Source organism: uncultured Polaribacter sp., assembly GCF_947503855.1.
In the GTDB taxonomy this organism is placed as follows: Bacteria; Bacteroidota; Bacteroidia; order Flavobacteriales; family Flavobacteriaceae; genus Polaribacter.
Window position 1 is genome coordinate 38,223 of sequence record NZ_CANNFF010000007.1, and the last position, 19,424, is coordinate 57,646.

The window sequence follows — 19,424 nt, forward strand, 5'->3', positions numbered from 1 at the left end:
TTTTGAAAAATGCACAAGAAAAAAATATTAATTGACTGTCATTCTTTTGACTTTGACTATTATCAAGGTGTCACTACATATATTTCTGGATTATATAAAGAGTTAATTGAAGAAAGAAAGGATATATCTTTTTATTTTGCATCTAATAATTTAAACAAAATAAAATCGATTTTTGGAGCTGCTACAAATGTATTCTATCTGAAGCTAAATTATAAATCTTCATTAATTAGATTAACTTTTGAATTACCTTTTCTTGTACTCAAACATAATATTGATTTTATTCATGTGCAGTATAAAAGCCCTTTTTTAAAGTTTTGTAAAGAAATTGTGACCGTACATGATGTTTTATTCATAGACTACCCAGAATATTTTACTTCAAAGTTTAGAATTATTAACAAAATATATTACAGGTTTTCATCAAGAAGAGCGGATATATTATTAACTGTGTCAAATTATTCTAAATCTAGAATTTCCAAACATTTTAAAATACCTGAAAACAAAATTCAAATTACTCCCAATGGAGTAGATGATGTTTTTTTAAAGTTATCTAATAATACTAATTTACTTTCAAATGTTAAATTAAAATATACTATTGATAAGTATATTCTATATGTGAGTAGAATTGAGCCAAGAAAGAACCATGATATGGTAGTTAAAGCTTTTAAAGAATTAAGACTTTATGAGAAGGGTATTAAATTAGTTTTTGTAGGTGCTCAAACTCATAAAAGTGTTAAATTATTAGATGAGTTAAAAAAGGTAAAAGATGGTAGTATAGTGTCACTAGAAAATATAAGTACAAAAGAACTATCTTCTTTATACAGTAATGCTATGTTTTCTGTCTTTCCTTCTTTTGCAGAAGGATTTGGTATCCCACCAATAGAATCAGTAATTATGAGAACTCCTGTTATTTTATCAAACACCACAGCAATGAAAGATTTCTCATTTTTAAGTGATAAAATGATTGATCCATATTCATTAAAAGATTTAAAGGCATTAATGGAAATAGGTGCAAAACGATTATTTAATTTTGAAGAAAAACAGAGAGAAGTTGCCATTGAAAATTATTCATGGAAACAAATAGCGTTAAATTTTAATAAATTAATATAGATATGATAAATTTTAAATTTTTAGAAAATAATAAAGAAAAACTGAGATTACAATATTTGACAGCAAAACCTTTTCCACATTTAGTTTTAAAAGATATTTGTGACAAAGAAAAGTTGATAAAAGCGTATGAATCTATTCCTGTTTTAGATAATAAAAGTAGAGACTATATGTTCGCTAAAAACAAATTTGAAAAATCTAATTATGGCGAAATAAGCCCCTTATTAAAAGAACTTCAAGAAGATTTAAGTTCCAAAAAAATGAACGAATTTTTGTCTTACATTACAGTTCGGAATATTTTTGTTGATCCCAAAAACCATGGAGGTGGATTGCACCAAGGAAGAAAAAGCTCTTTTCTAGATATGCACTTAGATTATAATTATCATCCAATCAATAATAACTGGTGGAGAGAAGTAAACTTACTCTTGTATATGAATAAGGATTGGAAACAAGAATACGGAGGTCATCTTGAACTAAAAGATCTGAGAACAGGCGAAGAGAAAAGTTGTGATGTTGATTTTAATACCCTTATTATTCAACAGTGTCATGATTATACATTACATGGTTATAAACCGACTAAATTCCCAGAAGGCAATTTTAGAACATCAATCGCGACCTATGCCTTTTCTAATCATATTCAACAAATATATGATCAAAGAACTACAGATTGGTTTCCAGATAAAGAAGGAGATAGTATAATTAAAAAATGGTTAGGAAGAAATTTCACAAAACTTGTTTCAGTTAAAAGTAAGGTTTTTGGAAGTGGTACTGCTAAAAATCAATAAGAATATTTATAATTAATGAATAAAATAACCTCAATAATAGGGACTGTAGGTATTCCTGCTAAGTATGGTGGTTTTGAAACCTTAGTTGAGCACTTGACTAAAAAACAGGGAGATAACTACGAAATGATTGTGTATTGTAGTTCTAAGAGTTATAATGTAAGACTTGAAAAATATAACAATGCAAAATTAAACTACATCAATTTAAAGGCGAATGGGTTTCAGAGTATTCCTTACGACATCATTTCTATTTTTAAGTCTTTTAAGAAGTCAGATTCTCTTCTTATTTTGGGGGTTTCAGGATGTTTGGTATTACCTTTTATAAAGTTAATTAGTAACACTAAAATAATTGTAAATATAGACGGGATAGAGTGGAAAAGAGCAAAGTGGGGGAAGTTTGCAAAATGCTTCCTTAAATTTTCAGAAAAAATTGCTGTCAAATATGCTGATGAAATAATTACTGATAATAAGATCATATTAGATTATGTGAAATCGGAGTACGATGCTAGTAGTCATTTAATTGCTTACGGTGGAGATCATGTAACTAATGAATCATTTGATGATCAGTTAATAGAGAAATATCCTTTAGTAAAAAGTGATTATGCTTTTAAGGTTTGTCGAATTGAACCTGAAAATAATATTCATATTATTTTAGAAGCTTTTTCTATTTTACCTGAGAAAAATATAGTGTGTATTGGTAATTGGGCTAATAGTGAATACGGTAAAAATTTAAAAATGGAGTATGCTGAGTATAAAAACATTTTTCTTTTAGACCCGATTTACGATCAAACAGTATTAAATCAGTTCCGAAGTAATTGCAATCTGTATTTACATGGCCACAGTGCGGGAGGCACTAATCCTTCTTTAGTTGAAGCAATGTACTTAGGTTTGCCAATTTTTGCATATGGTGCTGATTATAACAAAGAGACGACTGAAAATAAAGCTATATATTTTAATAATGTAAATGAATTAGTCTCATTATTAAAAAATTTAGATGATGAACAATTAAATAATATAGGCCGAGACATGAACATTATAGCTAAAGAAAGATATACTTGGGATTACATAAGTACTCAGTACAGCAAACTTTTTTAAATTAAACAGATGAAAGGAATAATATTAGCAGGAGGTTCAGGAACAAGATTATACCCAATAACAAAAGGGGTTTCTAAACAATTGTTACCAGTATATGATAAACCAATGATTTACTACCCCTTATCAGTATTGATGTTAGCGGGTATAAAAGAAATTTTAATTATTTCTACACCTGAAGATTTGCCTAATTTTAAAAAATTATTGGGAGATGGTAATGAAATAGGTATTACTTTAACCTATAAAGAACAACCAAGTCCAGACGGCTTAGCTCAAGCTTTTATTATTGGAGAAGAGTTCATTGGAAATGATGATGTTTGTTTGGTGCTTGGTGATAATATCTTTTATGGGTACGGTTTTTCTAAAACTTTACAAAATGCGAGGAAAAATGTAGAAGGAGGTAAATCAACTGTTTTTGGTTATTATGTAAATGACCCAGAGCGCTATGGCGTAGCAGAATTTGATGTTAATGGAGTGGTTAATTCAATAGAAGAAAAACCCGAAGAACCAAAATCTAACTTTGCAGTAGTTGGATTGTATTTTTATACCAACGATGTGGTACAAATTGCGAAGACTATAAAACCCTCGCGTAGAGGTGAGTTAGAAATAACTACAGTTAATCAAGAATATTTAAAACAACAAAAATTAAAAGTAGAATTATTAGGTAGAGGTTTTGCTTGGCTAGATACGGGGACTCACGACTCTCTAATGGAAGCTGGTCAGTTTATAGAAACAATTGAAAAGAGGCAAGGCTTAAAAGTTGCTTGCTTAGAAGAAATAGCCTATAGAATGGGTTATATTAATGAAGAACAGGTAAGGGACTTGGCAAATCCATTGAAAAAGAATGCTTATGGTCAATACCTTATAAATTTAGTAAAAAAGAATTAAATGAAATTTATAAAAACAGAACTTCCAGAGGTCGTAATTATTGAACCCACAGTATTTGGAGATCGTAGAGGGTATTTTTTAGAATCTTTTAATAAAAAAGCTTTTGAGGAAAATATCGGCGCAGTAAAATTTATACAAGATAATGAATCGAAATCATCAAAGGGAGTATTAAGAGGGTTGCATTTTCAAAAACCTCCCTTTACACAATCAAAATTGGTTAGATGTATTGAAGGCGAAGTACTAGACGTAGCCGTTGATATTAGAAGAGGTTCCCCAACTTACGGGAAACATGTTTCAGTCATCTTATCTGGAGACAATAAACGTCAGGTATTTATACCAAGAGGTTTTGCACACGGTTTTGTGGTGTTGAGTGAATCGGCTATTTTTTCTTATAAAGTTGATAATACTTATGCCCCGGAATATGATGGGGGCATTCTTTGGAATGATACCGATTTGCAAATTGATTGGAATTTATCTGAAAAGGAAGTAAAACTATCTGATAAAGACGATAAATTACCCACCTTAGCTTCTTTAGATAATCCATTTATATATTAAATTTATGTGTATGAATGTATTAGTTACTGGAGCCAATGGTCAATTAGGTTCAGAAATTAAAGATTGTCAACATAATTTTAAAGAGCTAAACGTTGTATATGCAGATATACCAGACTTGGATATTTGCAATGAAGATGCTGTGAATACTTTTATTACAATAAACGGTATAGAGGCGATTATCAATTGCGCTGCTTATACGGCTGTAGACAAAGCTGAAGGAGATGCTCAAAATGCAAGAAAAGTAAACGCTAAAGGTGTTTTAAATTTAGTGAAGGCTATGGAAAATGTGAAAGGTAAAATCATTCATATTTCGACTGATTATGTTTTTGATGGAACAAAACCTCTTCCTTATAATGAAGAAGACACAGTTAGTCCAATTGGTTTTTACGGTAAAACAAAAAGAGAAGGTGAACTAGCAGTTATTAATTCATCTTTAGAGGGTATTGTTATTCGCACATCTTGGCTGTATTCAGCCTATGGGAATAATTTTGTAAAGACGATGATACGTCTAGGTTCGGAAAAAGAAAAACTAAATGTAATTTTTGATCAAATAGGGTCTCCCACGTATGCTGGTGATTTAGCAAATACTTGCTTAGTAATTCTATCAAACGAACAAAATCGAATTGATAAAGCTGGTAAAGTTTATCATTTTTCTAATGAAGGTGTTGCATCTTGGTATGATTTTGCAACTGCTGTTATGAAAATCAATAAATTAGATTGTGAGGTTCTTCCTTTAGAAACAAAAGATTACCCAACTTTAGCAAAAAGACCACATTATTCAGTTTTAAACAAAACCAAAATAAAAAAGAATTTTAAGATAACTATTCCTTACTGGAGAGATTCTTTAGAAAAGTGTATTCAAAAACTAAATTCTTAAAAAAAAACTATGAAAAATATATTAATCACGGGAGGTGCAGGATTTATAGGCTCACATGTAGTTCGTTTGTTCTTAAATAAATACTCAAATTATAACATATACAATCTTGATAAATTAACCTATGCAGGAAATTTAGAAAACTTAAGAGATGTTGAACATTATAAAAATTATCATTTTCTTAAAGAAGATATCTGTGATTTTGATAGAATGAAAGTGCTGTTTAAAGAATATAGCATTACAGATGTAATTCACTTAGCAGCAGAATCTCATGTAGACCGATCTATTAAAGATCCGTTCTCGTTTGCACAGACCAACGTTATGGGTACACTTAGTTTATTGCAAGCTGCAAAAGAACATTGGAATGGTAATTTTACCAATCATTTATTTTATCATGTGTCTACAGACGAAGTTTATGGATCTTTGGGAGAGGAAGGTTTTTTTACAGAAGAAACAGCCTACGATCCTCATTCTCCGTACTCTGCTTCTAAAGCGTCTTCAGATCATTTTGTTAGAGCATTTGCGGATACCTATGGATTACCTGTTGTGATTTCTAATTGTTCCAATAATTATGGTTCGTATCAGTTTCCTGAGAAACTAATTCCGTTATTTATAAACAATATTGTAAATAATAAACCACTACCAGTTTATGGAAAAGGAGAAAATGTGAGAGATTGGTTGTTTGTAGATGATCATGCAAGAGCAATTGATGTTATTTTTCACAAGGGTAAATTAGCGGAAACATATAATATTGGAGGCTTTAATGAATGGAAAAATATTGACTTGATTAAAGTGATGATTAAAACCGTAGATCGTTTACTTGGAAGGGAAGAAGGAGCTTCTGACAAACTCATTACCTATGTTACTGATAGGGCAGGTCATGATTTACGGTATGCAATAGACTCTACAAAACTAAAAAAAGAATTGGGTTGGGAACCTTCTTTGCAATTTGAGGAGGGGATAGAGAAAACCGTAAAATGGTATCTAGAAAATCAAGAATGGATGGCTAACGTAACCTCTGGAGACTATCAAGCATATTATCAAAAAATGTACACTAAATAGAAATACATGTATCAAGAAATAAAAAAAGAAATCGAATCTTTTGGATTCAACGTAATATCGTATGATTTTGAAAGACCTTGGGGAGGATTTTTAGTGATTGATGAAAGTCAAGCACAAGATTTTTCTAATAAATTTTTTGAAGGTTTAGACGTAAACACCTTGAAAATTGGTGGGAAACTGAGTCCAAAAATATTGATAGTAAAACCCAATGCTCGCTTGTCTTGGCAATATCATAACAGACGTGCAGAAATTTGGCAAGTATACAAAGGAACTGCTGGGATTATTAGAAGTGATTCTGATGAAGAAAATGATATGAAAGAATATAATGAAGGGGATCAAATCATTTTAAAGCAAGGAGAGCGTCACCGTTTAATTGGCTTAAACGAAACTTCAGTAGTAGCAGAAATTTGGCAACATACCGATGCTAACCATCCTTCAGATGAAGACGATATTATAAGAGTGCAAGACGATTTTGGAAGATAAAAAACAGTACATGAGTAAGAAAAAAGGAATGATTGTGTCAGGATATTTTAATCCAATACATAAAGGACATATTGAATATTTTAACAATGCGAAAGCATTGGCAGATGAATTATTTGTGATTGTAAATAACGATCTCCAAAGAGCATTAAAAGGATCTAAGGAATTTCAACAAGAGCAAGAGCGTGTTTTTATCGTCTCTAATATAAAATCTGTAGATCATTGTGTGTTGTCTATAGACCAAGACAGAACCGTCTGTAAAACCATTGAAAAGATAGCCCTAGACTTTGGTGATACCTATGATTTGAGTTTTGCCAATGGAGGAGACCAAACTAATGATATTTGTCCAGAAAGACCTATCTGTGATCAAATGGGAATTAACTTGGTAGATGGTCTAGGTGATAAAATACAGTCTAGTAGTTGGTTGTTAAAGAAGTAAACTTTTTTGGTTACATTTGGTTTAGAATTTAATTTTAACAAACATGCCATTCGATCCAAAATCCGCAAAGAAAGCAGGAAAAAAATCTAAAAGAGGTCCTGCAAAAAAAGAAGGGCCTTCCATTAAAGAAAAGATGGAAATGCTCTATGAAAAGGTTTTGGATGATTTGCTAATAAACCAAGAAAAACTCACCAAAACAGAACGGGTAAAAGTTTTTGTAACCCTGTCTAATTATATCTTCCCAAAAACAAAGTCTGTACGAGACAAATTTACCCTAGAACAATTAAAAGAGAAAAGAGAAGATCACTTCAATCAAGATCCAGATCCAACCAAATAATTTTTTAAAGTCAAAAGAGAATTAATTGAATTATAAAGAAATCCTTTTTTTTATTGCCAAATGTTTGACTATTTCTTTGGAAGAAAAAAATAGACAAGAAATAGAAAAGCAATTAGAATCAACATCTATAGACTGGGATGCTGTTGTAAAAGTGAGTACAGCCCATTATGTGTTTCCGGCATTGTATTGTAATTTAAAACGCGCAGATTTCTTGCAGTATTTACCTCAAGAGTTGGTGAGCTACATGGAGCATATTACCGATTTAAATAGAGATAGGAATAGACAAATCATTCAACAGGCAAAAGACCTAAATAGCCTATTATTAGCGAATAACATTCGACCTATATTTTTAAAAGGAACCGGAAATCTATTAGCTGGAATCTACGATGATATTGATGAACGAATGGTGGGGGACATCGATTTTATTTTCTCAAAAGAAGACTATCCAAAAGCGATTGCTTTTTTAAAAGAGTTCGGGTATTCTGAAGTAAATAAGTATAAATATTATTTTCCTGATGCTCAGAAACATTATAGAAGACTTCAAAAAAAGAATAGCATTGCAGCTATCGAAATTCACTCAGCGCTTTTAGATATAAAAAAATATACTAAGGAATTTAATTACAGCTTTATAGAGAAAGACAGTCAGATTAAAAAAGGAGTTACTGTCTTGAGTTATGCCAACAAATTAAACTTATCTATTATAGCCAATCAAATAAATGACTATGGTTTTTATTACAAAACAATGGCCTTACGTAATGCCTATGATGTTTTTTTATTGTCTAAAAAAACAAATGCAAAAGAGGCGGTTAATACTTTAGACAAGCTAAGCCAACCTTTACATTGTTTTTTAGCTGCTTGCTATGAGGTTTTTAATTCCGTAGATAGTTTAGAATACAACATAACAAAAAAAACTGCTTCCTATTTGAGTGTTTTTAACAGTCAGTTTACCAACAGGAAAACAACTAAAAGACGACACAAACGCATTAAGGTTTATCTATTTTTAAAAACTAGAGTAAACATTCTTTATAAGTCCATAATGTACAAAGAGTATCGTGTTTGGTTATTTAAAAGAGTAACCGATAAAAATTGGTACAAAGAAAAACTCGTTCAGTTAGGTTTAAAATAATATCATTACCAAATAACTCCCGCCTGTTGCATAAATAAATTTGCCAGTGCATCTTTATTTTGATGCGTACCTATATAAGTCAGAAAAGTACTCTCTTTAGAATGCCCAGTGATATTCATTAGCAGCGGCGTTTCAATCTTCCCATAATAATTAGACGCAAAAGAACGTCGCATAATATGTGAGGTCACAAATTCATACTTCGGCGCATCTACAATTTCTTTTCTTCTTGTCTTCGGGTTGTTCTTAAACCCAGACACCAATCCATCAATTCTCGCCATTTTACAAAGTGCCTTTATCTGTTTATTAAATACTACTTGAGATACTTTTCTTGGAAACTCATTCTCTAATAGTTCAATCACTAAAGGATCTGCAACACCAACAGTCACTGCTTTCTTTGTTTTTTGTTGTAAGATATCTATATACAATCCTGCCGGTGCTTTTCTAAGATTATCCGGGCTCAACTTTAATAGATCTGAGACTCGCTGCCCGATACACAAACCAATCAATAACCAATTATAACTATCTGTATATACTTCAGGGATATTCTGTAATCCCTTTAATGCTTTTATTTCAGATGGATTTAAAATATGAAGAATTCGATCGGAACTCTTCTGCTTAAAAGACTCAATATAATTGGAATAGGGGTGCACTTCTAATCCGCTTTTCTCAGCATCTCTTAAAATAATCTTCAATAATTTTAAGAGCTGACCGCAGTAATTATCACTATACTGCTGTTCAATTTTTAGAAAACGAGTAAAAGATTCAGCGGTATATTTATCAATAGAATTCAAGTACAGTTTCTCTGATTTCTCAAATTCATAGGCTTTTACAATCCGAAACAAAGATTTATACGTCCGAATGGTATTATGTGCCAAACCCACCGTTCCATATCCTTGAACTCTTTTTGTGGCAGAATTAGAAATAAAATGATCTAAATAGTCTAAAAATAAGACAGATTTTTCTACTTTTATGAGTGTCTTATGTGTCTTTTGTGGTTTTTTATAGAAATTAACGTGCATATAACGTATGTTATTTTAATTATTTAACATAAATATAACTTGTGTTTATTTATAATTAAACAAAATATGAGCTAAATTATAACAAGTTATCTTACTTCAATATACGTTATTTATTTAAAATACAAAAGTTAAATATCAGATTATAAAGGAGTTATAGTGATTTATTTTTGAAAAGACTACGGACTGTAGTCAATTTACTTTAAACAAACAAATGATTTTGCAGTGTTTTATATTATTTCGGATAGATGTTTCATTACGAAACGGCCATGAGATTTTAAAAATTACAGGTTTTCTTATAGGTTTTGAACACCTATCCACCCTCATTCCCCAATCACCTCAAACGTTCCATAAATACATCTGCAAAAGCTTTTTCATATTTATTACTTTTAAACTTCTTCCATGGGTTATCTTCAGGATTCATTGAGAAATATAAGTACCGATTAGAATCATTTAATAAACTTTATGGTAAATTTTATAGGGTATTAAAATTTCTGTTTGCCGATTACTATTACATGCAAATTAGGAACCACTTGAAAGATATTCTACCTCTCGATTATCTCTTACAATAAGATGAACTAAAAACTGCAATGAGAACAATTTTCTAAATTTTTTGACAATTTTATTAAGGACTGTTGTTATAATTTTTAAGACGTTTTGTTCACTATATGAATATTATTCTAGTACTTATATTCATTAAAAAGCATAACCATAAGTGAATATAATCTAAAATAGAACTCCCATATGTTGGTTGATGGTTTTTGGTTTTTGGATCTTATTTATTTAAGTTAAGAAAATAAATTTATATGTATTATATTTGCAAAAAAAAAAATATTAATGCTGATTGAAAATTTTAAACCAGAATACTATTTATTTTTATTAAGTATTTTTGTTTTTACAATAAGCTTTTTTGTGTTATCTAAAATACGAGTTATTAGCTTAAAATTTGATTTAATTGACACCCCGAATTACAGAAGTTCTCATCAAAAAAGTGTGCCTACTTTTGGAGGTATCGCCTTTTATATTTCTATATTGTTTACTTTGTTTTTAACTCAAAAATGGGAAACAGGTTCTATAATTATTGCTCTTGCTACCTCTCTTTCTATTATTTTTTTTACAGGGCTTAAAGACGATTCTAAAAACATTTCTCCAAGAATGAAGTTGTTAGGTCAGCTTATTTCTGTTGGCATTTTGATGTTTTATACAGAATTTAGAATAACCACACTACATGGGTTTTTAGGGATCGAAGAAATACACCCTCTTATTTCTGTGTTGCTAAGTGTTTTTTTACTCATTGGTCTTATAAATGCTTACAATTTAATTGACGGGATAGATGGTATGGCCTCTGTTATAGGAATTGTTATTACAACTACCTTTGGGTTGTTATTTTATAGTTTAGAATTGTATTTTTATTTAGGAATTTGTGTGTGCCTATTGGCTATGATACTTTCATTTTTACGCTATAATTTTTCTTCTAGAAAAAAAATATTTATGGGAGATACAGGCTCTCTTTTAGTTGGATTGGTTTTAGGTATGTTGACCATGAGATTATTATCTCTTGATATTGAACCTGTTTCTGAGATTATAATTTCTAGGAAAGAGCTGCCTTTGTTTTTATTAAGTGTCTTATTAATACCCGCATTGGATATTGTTAGAGTAATATTTATTAGGTTTATCAATAATAAAGGTATTTTTTCAGCAGATAGAAAACATATTCATCATGTTTTAGTAGATGTAGGGCTTACGCACAAAAAAGCTTCCATTACAATGGGTATTGTAAATATACTTATTGTTATCATGATGTTTAACGCCATTCGCTATTTTGGGTTATTAGCTTCGTCGTTCCTTTTACTTTTATTGATTCTATTGATTTTATATTCCTTTTCTTTCATTAGTAAAAAAGTTTCAAGCCTGCCAAATAAAAATGATGAAAAACCTATTTAGAATCTATAGCAGCGCATCTTTTAGTATGGAAACGAAAAACTTCTTATCAAATTCAATTTAAAAAAACTTAAATGATTAAATTTGTAAAAAAAAATATTATTATTTTGAATAAAAAATTCCTAGTAACAATTTATTTTGTTTTTATTTCTGCCATTGTTTTTACGCAAGGTCTCGGTGATATTAAAAACCTAGACATTAGTTCTTTGTCTGATGAACAAATAGCTACCTATTGGGGGCGTATTCAAAAAGAGGGTTATTCTATGAGTCAACTAGAAACTTTAGCGAAAGCGCAAGGCGTTTCTGCCAGTAAAGTAGCCGAATTTAAACGAAGAGTGTATGGCTTAAATACGGTAGATAAACAAGCAAAAAACCTTACAGATTCTACTCCAATTACTAGTGATGTCTCTGAGGCATACGGCGTTCAAGCTGATAAAGTGATTGGTAAAAAGAAAAATACGAATGCCCCTTTTGGGTATGATTTTTTTAATAATTCAAAAATTTCGTTTACGCCTAGTGTTAACATTGCTGTACCCGATAATTATCAAATAGGGCCTGGTGACGAATTGATGATAGATTTATGGGGTGCCTCAGAAATCACCTATACTGCTCGTGTAGACCGACGTGGAAACATAAAAATTAATGGGGTTGGTTTTATTTATGTAAACGGTTTTTCTTTAGAAGCCGCAAGAAAAAAAATAAGCACAAAATTAAAAAAGAAGCACGCAGGTATTGGTGCTCCTAAAGATAGTTACAGCCATATCTCTACAAATATTACCGTATCTAAAATTAGAACGGTGCAGGTAAATATTATAGGAGAGGTAAAAGCCCCAGGAACCTATGCCTTAAATTCATTGTCTACGGTTTTAAATGCCTTGTATGTGGCAGGAGGTCCAAATAAAATGGGGACCTTTAGAGAGGTAAAGTTAGTTCGTAAAAATGAAACCATTGCTACCTTAGATATTTACGACTATTTATTGGATGGCACACAAAAGGGGAATTTTAAATTACAAGACCAAGATGTTTTGTTGGTAGGCCCTTATCAAAATTTAGTTACTGTAGAAGGTGCTGTAAAAAGAACAGGTATTTACGAGTTAAAAGAGGGGCAAACCTTATCTGATTTGATCGCCTATTTTGGGGGCTTTACTTCTAAAGCTTATACTGATTTATTAATTTTAGAACGCTTAGACGGTACACAAAAAGTGGTAAAGGAAGTAAAATTGTCTGAAGCCTCACAATTTGAAATCAAAGCAGGAGATAAAATATTAGTGCAAGAAGTTTTAGATCGTTACAAAAATAAAGTGACCGTTTTAGGAGAAGTGTATCGACCTGGAAACTATGAGCTACTTCCCAACATGACCTTACGAGGTCTTTTGTTAAAGGCTGATGGGATAACGCCAGAAGCTTTTTTAACTAGAGGGATTATAACTCGAAATTATGATAACACTTACCAAGAAAATATACCCTTTTCTGTGGCAGCCATTTTAGCTGAGAAAACAGACATCGATTTACAAAATAATGATGTAGTTCAGATATTTAACAAAGATAATTTGAGAGAACCAAGAACTATTCTTGTTCAAGGAGCGGTTAATAAACCCGATACGCTTGCTTTTGTTTCTAAAATGCAAATAGAAGATGTAATTGCCTTGTCTGGTGGGCTTAAGGAGGGGGCTGATCCCAATAACATCACTATTTCTAGGCGCTTAAAAGATGGAAGTTTTAAAACTTTGAGTAAATTGTTTACCCTATCTTCTGAAACTAATTTAGCATTAAACAATGGAACTCCGTTTTACATAGAGCCTTTTGACCAAATAAACGTACGTTCTTTGAAGGGCTATGCAGCGCAACAATATGTAAAGGTTACTGGACAGGTAAATTATAGTGGTGCTTATGTGTTAGAAAATAAAAATGAACGTATTTCTGATTTGGTAAAGAGAGCAGGAGGGCTTACCGAATTTGCCTATTTGAAAGGCGCAACCTTGTTTAGAAAAATTGAAGACAATCCTATAAAAAAATTAATTTATAATGTAGAAAGTGAAGATGTCGGGGTTGATAAATTAAAGGAATTTTCAAAAAGTAATGTTACTTCTATTGGTATTGATTTAGAAAAAATTATGCAAAATCCAGGGGCCGATAGTGATTTGATCTTGTTAGAGGGTGATGAGTTAGTGATCCCAGAAATTAAAGAGACCGTTCAGGTGTCAGGAGAAGTACTGGTTCCATCTTTAGTAAAATATAGAAAAGAATATCGTTTAAAAGATTATGTAAATAGTTCTGGAGGGTTTACAGATGCGGCAAAAAAATCAAAGATATTTGTACGCTACAGTAACGGTCAAATTAAAACCGTATCTCGATTTTTATTTTTTACATTTTACCCTAAACTAGCGCCAGGTGCAGATGTTTTTATCCCCACAAAAGTAGCTAAGGAAAAAATGTCTACCCAAGAAGTATTAGGAATTACTTCGTCGATTGCTACTTTAGCCTTAATTATTAGATCTTTAACTCAATAACTAAAGATGTTTTATAAAACTTTAATGCACTATTTATGAATCAAAACACGAATCCTGCTCTAGAAGAAGACACTATCGATATCATTGCCCTGTTAAAAAAGTTTTGGAAAGGACGTCGTTTTGTTATTAAAACCCTTGTTATTTTTACAATTATAGGTTTTTTTATTGCTATTTTTTCTAAAAATACCTACACGGCTTCTTCTACGATAGTTCCCGTAACTGAAGGAAAATCTGTGAGTAGTAATTTAGGAAGCTTGGCCTCTTTGGCAGGAATTAATTTATCTGGTACTGGAAGTTCAGCTGCTGAAATTTCTCCAACATTGTACCCTAAAATAGTGAATAGTATTCCTTTTCAGTTAGAGTTACTAAAAACTCCCTTGACTATTGAAGGACAAGATAGTTTAGTTAGTTACCAAGAATATTTTGAGACCATTTATAATCCAGGAGTGCTAGCGACTTTAAAAAAATATACAATTGGTTTGCCAGGTCTACTCATTTCATTCGCCAAAGGTAGTGATGATGAGGCAGGAATAGGCACTTCTAAATCTAACAATCAAATTATTAGCATTTCTGCAGCAGAAAGTGACTTGATAAAACTGTTAGAAAGTCAGATTAATCTTGAGGTAAATGCTAAAGAAGGGTTTATTTCTATTGCAGTAACGCTGCCAGAACCAGAGGCTAGTGCACAATTGGCTTTGAGGTCTCAACAGTTATTACAACAATATGCTTTGCAGTTTAAGACACAAAAATCGAAAGAGCAACTAAATTATATAGAAGAACGCTACTTAGAAAAGCAACAAGAGTTTAACGATATCAAATTAAAGCTAGCTTTATTTCAAGACCAAAATAACGCTATAAATACGGCTGTGGCAAAAACTAAATTATTGCAATTACAATCTGATTATGATTTAGCTTTTACGGTGTATACTGAATTGGCAAAACAATTGGAAACACAGCGTTTACAGGTAAAAAAAGATACACCTATTTTTACCATATTAAAACCCGTAACAATACCTAAAGAGAAAACGGGTCCTAAAAGAGCACTTATATTGATTATTTATATGTTTTTAGGAATTATTCTTAGCTTAGGCTATCTTCTTTTTAAAGATTGGTGGATAGACTTTAAAAAACAATGGACGGCTAAGGAAGCATAAATTCTAAGACCTTAATTATAATTGTTTTCTTTTACAAACCATATATTTTAATTTTACACATTTATTTTATAGCGAAAACGATTGAAGTTTTTTAGCCTGTTGTTTTGTGAAAGAAGTTATTATATCTTTGATTTAAATTTTTTAGATATGATTTTAATTGCAGATGGTGGCTCTACAAAAGCAGATTGGATTGCTATAAATAATGAGAAAAATGAAGTGTTTAGAGTACGAACTCTAGGGCTAAATCCGGCTGTTGTGCCAGAAGAAGAGTTACATAACAGAATTATTAATATGTTTCAACTTATTCATATTAAAGAGGATGTTACAGAAATTCATTTTTATGGAGCTGGATGTGGTACTCCAAAGCCCACAGCTATTTTAAAAAATATATTAGAAAACATTTTTGTAAATGCAAGCGTGGTGGTTTCTGAAGATATGTTGGCCGCTGTATATGCAGCTACCGGTAAAGACCCTGCAATGGTTTGTATTTTAGGTACAGGCTCTAATAGTTGTTACTTTGATGGGCAACACATGAATATGTTAGTGCCTTCTTTAGGATATATTTTAATGGATGAAGCTAGTGGGAATTATTTTGGAAAAAAATTACTTATAGATTATTACTATAAAAGTATGCCCGCAGCTATTTCTAAAAAGTTTGAAAACGAATTTAATTTAGAAGCAGATCATATAAAAAAGAACATTTATAAAGAAGCAAACCCTAATATGTATTTAGCAACCTTTGCTAAATTTATGTTCGATTTTAAAGACGATGACTATATCAAGAGTCTCATTAAAAAGGGATTTCAAGAGTTTTTTAAATACCGAGTTTTACCCTATGATATCAACAGCCAAACATCTATCTATTTTATAGGCTCGATAGCCCATTATTTTAGCGATATTTTAGAAAGTGTTGCCAATACACATGGCTTACAAATTACCGAGGTAATACAAAGGCCTATAGATCGTTTGTTAGCATATCATAAAAATAACATTAATCTATAAATTCTAAAACTCTTTCTAATTTCATACCTCTAGAACCTTTAATTAATATAATTTGGTTTATTAGAGGTTTTTTTTGCAGATAATTTTGCAACTCTTCAAAACTTTTAAATTGATGATTTTTAGTAGTACTCTTATCAAAGTTTTCTCCCACATAAAAAGTATTTTCAAAAAGTTTACTGTCTGCTAAGTTTACTATTGCTTGATGTTCTTTTTTACTTTCTACTCCCAATTCGAACATATCTCCTAAAATAACCGTTTTAGGCGATTCTTTTAAATTAGAAAAATGATCTAAAGCTACCTGCATGCTAGATGGGTTTGCATTGTATGCATCTAAAATTATTTTATTGTTTTTTTTCTCAATAATTTGAGATCTATTGTTTCTTGGAATATAGGCTTCTAAAGCTTCTTGTATCTGTTTGTTGTTTACCTTAAAGTAATTTCCAATGGTAATGGCTGCAGCAATATTTGTATAGTTGTATTTTCCTATTAAATTAGAATTGATAAATTGGGTACTGAGTTTTACAGTTACCAATGGGCTTGCTTTTACTAGGCTTACATCATTTAAAAAATAAATGGTTTTACAATGTTTTGTTTTTTCAACTTGAATGGAATCCTCAGGATTTACAAAAGCTGTTTTTTTATGTTCAATTAAAAAATCATACAACTCGCTTTTACCTTTAATAACCCCTTTAACGCCGCCAAAACCCTCTAAATGAGCTTTTCCAAAATTAGTGATATACCCATAATCGGGTTCGCAGATTGTTGCCAAAAAAGCGATTTCTTTTTGATGATTTGCCCCCATTTCTACAATACCAATTTCTGTTTTGGGAGTCATAGATAATAAGGTTAAAGGTACACCAATAGCGTTGTTTAAGTTGCCTTTTGTTGCAGTTGTGTTATACTTTTTTGAAAGTACACAATTGATTAGTTCTTTAGTAGTTGTTTTACCATTACTACCTGTTAAACCAATAATTGGTATCGCTAATTGGCTTCTATGGTAGTTGGCTAACTGTTGCAACGTTTTTAAAACATCCTCTACTAAAATAGTTCTATGACTAGAGTTGTATTTTTTTTCATCTATAATGGCATAACGCGCTCCTTTTTTTAAAGCTTCTTCTGCAAATTTATTTCCATTAAAGTTTGCTCCTTTTAAGGCAAAGAAAATGGTGTTTTTTCTAATAGCTCTAGTATCTGTATCCACCAGAAAATCTTTCGTATATAAGTTGTAAATTTCTTTAATATTCATAAAATAAAGATAAAAAAAACCTCAATGAAAAAAAACATTGAGGTTTTAAAAATTTTATTAAATAGACTATCTTATGGTATGTCTAGCTGTTCTTTTATTATTGGTCATTGGGCCTAATTTATCTGTAACACATCTAAAGCCAATAAAATTAGTTGCCATATACTCTGGCAAATATCTTCTTTGTGCAGGGTCTAACCAAAACTCTCTATCTGCCCAAGATCCTCCTTTGTAAACTCTTGTTTCATCACTAATTAAAGTTCTACGTTTCTTAGCGTCAATTTCTAAAGAGTCTCCTTTAAATTTAGGTTTTTTGGGTGCATTATACATATTGGGCCTAGATGCAAATCGATCAGCATCATCTTGGTAAAAACGTGTAGAGTTTAAATCTCCATCTCCAATATTTCCATTTTCAGCTTTAGAGAAGTTTGTTCTAAATGCGGCATCACTTTTTGTAATTGGTATGTATTTTATAGCGCCAGGTAATTGTTTCGGAATAACGCTTCCATTAGGTAACGTATCGTATTCAACCTGTGCACCCTTACCCACAATAACAACTTTACCTTCTTGATTAATCATTTTTTTGGTAAACAAGTTTCCTCTAAAATAGTTAAAATCGTTTGCTTTGTCATCTATAATAGGCCTGTAAATATCTGCAACCCATTCTGAAACATTACCAGACATATCATACAAACCAAAAGCATTTGGTGGGTACGATTTAATTATATTAGGAATATCAGCACCATCAGAACTCCAGCCAGGTAACCCGCTATATTGTCCTCTACCTTGTTTAAAGTTTGCCAATTGATCTCCTCTAGAACCTTTTGATGTTGCTCTGGTGTATTTTCCATTCCAGGCATATTTTTTTCTACCTCTAATATTATTATACTCTCTGTTTTCTAATATTGCTTTTGCTGCAAATTCCCATTCGGCTTCGGTAGGCAATCTAAATCTCTGTTGTAAAATACCGTCTGCTTGGGTAATTTTTCTTCCTTGAAAAGAGCCAGAGCCTTTTTTTCTTGAAGACATTCTAGATTTAACACCTCTTTGGTAAATTGTAGTATCTCCTTCAAAAAGATTTGAATCATCTGCTAAAAACACATCTGTATCAAAATGATTTCTAATAGAATCCATTTCAAAAATGTTTTTGATGTGCCCTTTGTCTATTAATTTTTTAAGATTTACTGCATTTGTTCTCCATTTGCAATATTCGTTTGCTTGTAACCAAGTTACGCCTACTACAGGATAATCTGCATATGCTGGATGGCGAAAATAATTTTCTGTTAAAATGTCTGTATTTCCTAAACTTTTTCTCCAAACCAAAGTATCTGGTAAAACAGCATTATAAATATGTTTGTATTGTTCTTCAGAAGGAGGAAAAACATCTTTTATATACTGTACATACAAAAAATATTCAGAGTTGGTAACTTCTGCCTCATCCATAAAGAAAGAACGTACATGAATTTTTTTAGGTGTCGTGTTCCAATCAAACATAACATCATCCTGAACTTGCCCCATTGTAAAAGACCCACCTTCTATGGCAACCATTCCTAAAGGAGGTTCTTGCCCTTCAAAAGAACTATTTCTAATATACCCCCCGTTTTTAGGATCATTAAAAGACAAGCCTGTTAACCTAGATTTACCACTTTTAGCTCTATTACAGTTTGCTAAAAGTACTGTTGTTAAAACAATTAAAGATATTTTTACTATTTTTTTCATTTTCTAATAGAAAATTATTTTGCGTTTTATTTATGTGATGCAATTTACAATAAATATCATTGAGTACAAGAAAAATATAAATTTTAATGCATCATGTTTT

General features: G+C 31.2%; 18 protein-coding genes. 15 read left to right on the plus strand and 3 right to left on the minus strand.

What is annotated here, in order from left to right; translation table 11 throughout:
- The first annotated feature begins 9 nt into the window (after positions 1-9).
- The 11 genes from Q0662_RS07285 to Q0662_RS07335 all read left to right on the plus strand — a co-directional run bounded on the left by Q0662_RS07285 (position 10) and on the right by Q0662_RS07335 (position 8,739).
- Complete coding sequence (locus Q0662_RS07285) at positions 10-1,107, plus strand: glycosyltransferase family 1 protein (protein ID WP_298948317.1); 1,098 nt, start codon at positions 10-12, stop codon at positions 1,105-1,107.
- A gap of 2 nt (positions 1,108-1,109) precedes the next feature.
- Positions 1,110-1,889, plus strand: a complete 780-nt coding sequence (locus Q0662_RS07290) for a 2OG-Fe(II) oxygenase (RefSeq protein ID WP_298948318.1) — start codon at positions 1,110-1,112, stop codon at positions 1,887-1,889.
- Between the two features lie 15 nt (positions 1,890-1,904).
- Positions 1,905-2,981, plus strand: a complete 1,077-nt coding sequence (locus Q0662_RS07295; protein WP_298948319.1) for a DUF1972 domain-containing protein — start codon at positions 1,905-1,907, stop codon at positions 2,979-2,981.
- A gap of 9 nt (positions 2,982-2,990) precedes the next feature.
- Positions 2,991-3,866 (plus strand): glucose-1-phosphate thymidylyltransferase RfbA, encoded by an 876-nt coding sequence (gene rfbA, locus Q0662_RS07300; protein WP_298948320.1) that lies wholly within the window; start codon positions 2,991-2,993, stop codon positions 3,864-3,866.
- A complete protein-coding gene (gene rfbC / locus Q0662_RS07305) occupies positions 3,867-4,421 on the plus strand; it encodes a dTDP-4-dehydrorhamnose 3,5-epimerase (RefSeq protein ID WP_298948321.1) in 555 nt (184 codons plus the stop codon).
- 10 nt (positions 4,422-4,431) lie between these two features.
- Complete coding sequence (gene rfbD, locus Q0662_RS07310; RefSeq protein ID WP_298948322.1) at positions 4,432-5,298, plus strand: dTDP-4-dehydrorhamnose reductase; 867 nt, start codon at positions 4,432-4,434, stop codon at positions 5,296-5,298.
- 9 nt (positions 5,299-5,307) lie between these two features.
- Entirely contained in the window at positions 5,308-6,357 is a 1,050-nt protein-coding gene (rfbB, locus tag Q0662_RS07315) for a dTDP-glucose 4,6-dehydratase (protein WP_298948324.1), read from the plus strand.
- Between the two features lie 6 nt (positions 6,358-6,363).
- Positions 6,364-6,840, plus strand: a complete 477-nt coding sequence (locus tag Q0662_RS07320) for a phosphoheptose isomerase (protein ID WP_298948325.1) — start codon at positions 6,364-6,366, stop codon at positions 6,838-6,840.
- Positions 6,841-6,850: 10 nt separating this feature from the next.
- Positions 6,851-7,276, plus strand: coding sequence for an adenylyltransferase/cytidyltransferase family protein (locus tag Q0662_RS07325; RefSeq protein WP_298948326.1), 426 nt, complete (start codon positions 6,851-6,853; stop codon positions 7,274-7,276).
- A 43-nt stretch (positions 7,277-7,319) separates the two neighbouring features.
- A complete protein-coding gene (locus tag Q0662_RS07330) occupies positions 7,320-7,613 on the plus strand; it encodes a hypothetical protein (protein ID WP_298948327.1) in 294 nt (97 codons plus the stop codon).
- Positions 7,614-7,689: 76 nt separating this feature from the next.
- Complete coding sequence (locus Q0662_RS07335; RefSeq protein WP_298948328.1) at positions 7,690-8,739, plus strand: nucleotidyltransferase family protein; 1,050 nt, start codon at positions 7,690-7,692, stop codon at positions 8,737-8,739.
- 5 nt (positions 8,740-8,744) lie between these two features.
- On the opposite strand, the gene Q0662_RS07340 is transcribed toward Q0662_RS07335, so the two are convergent.
- Entirely contained in the window at positions 8,745-9,758 is a 1,014-nt protein-coding gene (locus Q0662_RS07340; protein ID WP_298948329.1) for a phage integrase SAM-like domain-containing protein, read from the minus strand.
- An 834-nt stretch (positions 9,759-10,592) separates the two neighbouring features.
- On the opposite strand from Q0662_RS07340, the gene Q0662_RS07345 reads away from it, so the two are divergent.
- The 4 genes from Q0662_RS07345 to Q0662_RS07360 all read left to right on the plus strand — a co-directional run bounded on the left by Q0662_RS07345 (position 10,593) and on the right by Q0662_RS07360 (position 16,362).
- Positions 10,593-11,699, plus strand: a complete 1,107-nt coding sequence (locus Q0662_RS07345) for a glycosyltransferase family 4 protein (protein WP_298948330.1) — start codon at positions 10,593-10,595, stop codon at positions 11,697-11,699.
- A 104-nt stretch (positions 11,700-11,803) separates the two neighbouring features.
- Positions 11,804-14,206, plus strand: a complete 2,403-nt coding sequence (locus Q0662_RS07350) for an SLBB domain-containing protein (protein WP_298948331.1) — start codon at positions 11,804-11,806, stop codon at positions 14,204-14,206.
- Between the two features lie 35 nt (positions 14,207-14,241).
- Positions 14,242-15,360: a Wzz/FepE/Etk N-terminal domain-containing protein gene (locus tag Q0662_RS07355; protein ID WP_298948332.1), complete on the plus strand. Its 1,119-nt coding sequence runs from the start codon at positions 14,242-14,244 to the stop codon at positions 15,358-15,360.
- Between the two features lie 147 nt (positions 15,361-15,507).
- Complete coding sequence (locus Q0662_RS07360; RefSeq protein ID WP_298948333.1) at positions 15,508-16,362, plus strand: N-acetylglucosamine kinase; 855 nt, start codon at positions 15,508-15,510, stop codon at positions 16,360-16,362.
- On the opposite strand, the gene murF is transcribed toward Q0662_RS07360, so the two are convergent.
- Both murF and gldJ read right to left on the minus strand, forming a co-directional pair.
- Positions 16,352-17,608 (minus strand): UDP-N-acetylmuramoyl-tripeptide--D-alanyl-D-alanine ligase, encoded by a 1,257-nt coding sequence (murF, locus tag Q0662_RS07365; protein WP_298948335.1) that lies wholly within the window; start codon positions 17,606-17,608, stop codon positions 16,352-16,354. The two genes, Q0662_RS07360 and murF, sit on opposite strands and share 11 nt — an antisense overlap.
- A 66-nt stretch (positions 17,609-17,674) precedes the next feature.
- Entirely contained in the window at positions 17,675-19,324 is a 1,650-nt protein-coding gene (gldJ, locus tag Q0662_RS07370) for a gliding motility lipoprotein GldJ (protein WP_298948336.1), read from the minus strand.
- Positions 19,325-19,424 lie beyond the last annotated feature (100 nt).

Bases quoted from the DNA above. Each gene is read 5' to 3' on its own strand.
- Q0662_RS07290 (WP_298948318.1), top strand. From the start codon at position 1,110: ATGATAAATTTTAAATTTTTAGAAAATAATAAAGAAAAACTGAGATTA.
- Q0662_RS07295 (WP_298948319.1), top strand. From the start codon at position 1,905: ATGAATAAAATAACCTCAATAATAGGGACTGTAGGTATTCCTGCTAAG.
- Q0662_RS07330 (WP_298948327.1), top strand. From the start codon at position 7,320: ATGCCATTCGATCCAAAATCCGCAAAGAAAGCAGGAAAAAAATCTAAA.
- gldJ (WP_298948336.1), bottom strand. From the start codon at position 19,324: ATGAAAAAAATAGTAAAAATATCTTTAATTGTTTTAACAACAGTACTT.
- Q0662_RS07320 (WP_298948325.1), top strand. From the start codon at position 6,364: ATGTATCAAGAAATAAAAAAAGAAATCGAATCTTTTGGATTCAACGTA.
- rfbD (WP_298948322.1), top strand. From the start codon at position 4,432: ATGAATGTATTAGTTACTGGAGCCAATGGTCAATTAGGTTCAGAAATT.
- Q0662_RS07285 (WP_298948317.1), top strand. From the start codon at position 10: ATGCACAAGAAAAAAATATTAATTGACTGTCATTCTTTTGACTTTGAC.
- rfbA (WP_298948320.1), top strand. From the start codon at position 2,991: ATGAAAGGAATAATATTAGCAGGAGGTTCAGGAACAAGATTATACCCA.
- Q0662_RS07355 (WP_298948332.1), top strand. From the start codon at position 14,242: ATGAATCAAAACACGAATCCTGCTCTAGAAGAAGACACTATCGATATC.
- rfbC (WP_298948321.1), top strand. From the start codon at position 3,867: ATGAAATTTATAAAAACAGAACTTCCAGAGGTCGTAATTATTGAACCC.
- Q0662_RS07325 (WP_298948326.1), top strand. From the start codon at position 6,851: ATGAGTAAGAAAAAAGGAATGATTGTGTCAGGATATTTTAATCCAATA.
- rfbB (WP_298948324.1), top strand. From the start codon at position 5,308: ATGAAAAATATATTAATCACGGGAGGTGCAGGATTTATAGGCTCACAT.
- Q0662_RS07340 (WP_298948329.1), bottom strand. From the start codon at position 9,758: ATGCACGTTAATTTCTATAAAAAACCACAAAAGACACATAAGACACTC.
- Q0662_RS07360 (WP_298948333.1), top strand. From the start codon at position 15,508: ATGATTTTAATTGCAGATGGTGGCTCTACAAAAGCAGATTGGATTGCT.
- murF (WP_298948335.1), bottom strand. From the start codon at position 17,608: ATGAATATTAAAGAAATTTACAACTTATATACGAAAGATTTTCTGGTG.
- Q0662_RS07345 (WP_298948330.1), top strand. From the start codon at position 10,593: ATGCTGATTGAAAATTTTAAACCAGAATACTATTTATTTTTATTAAGT.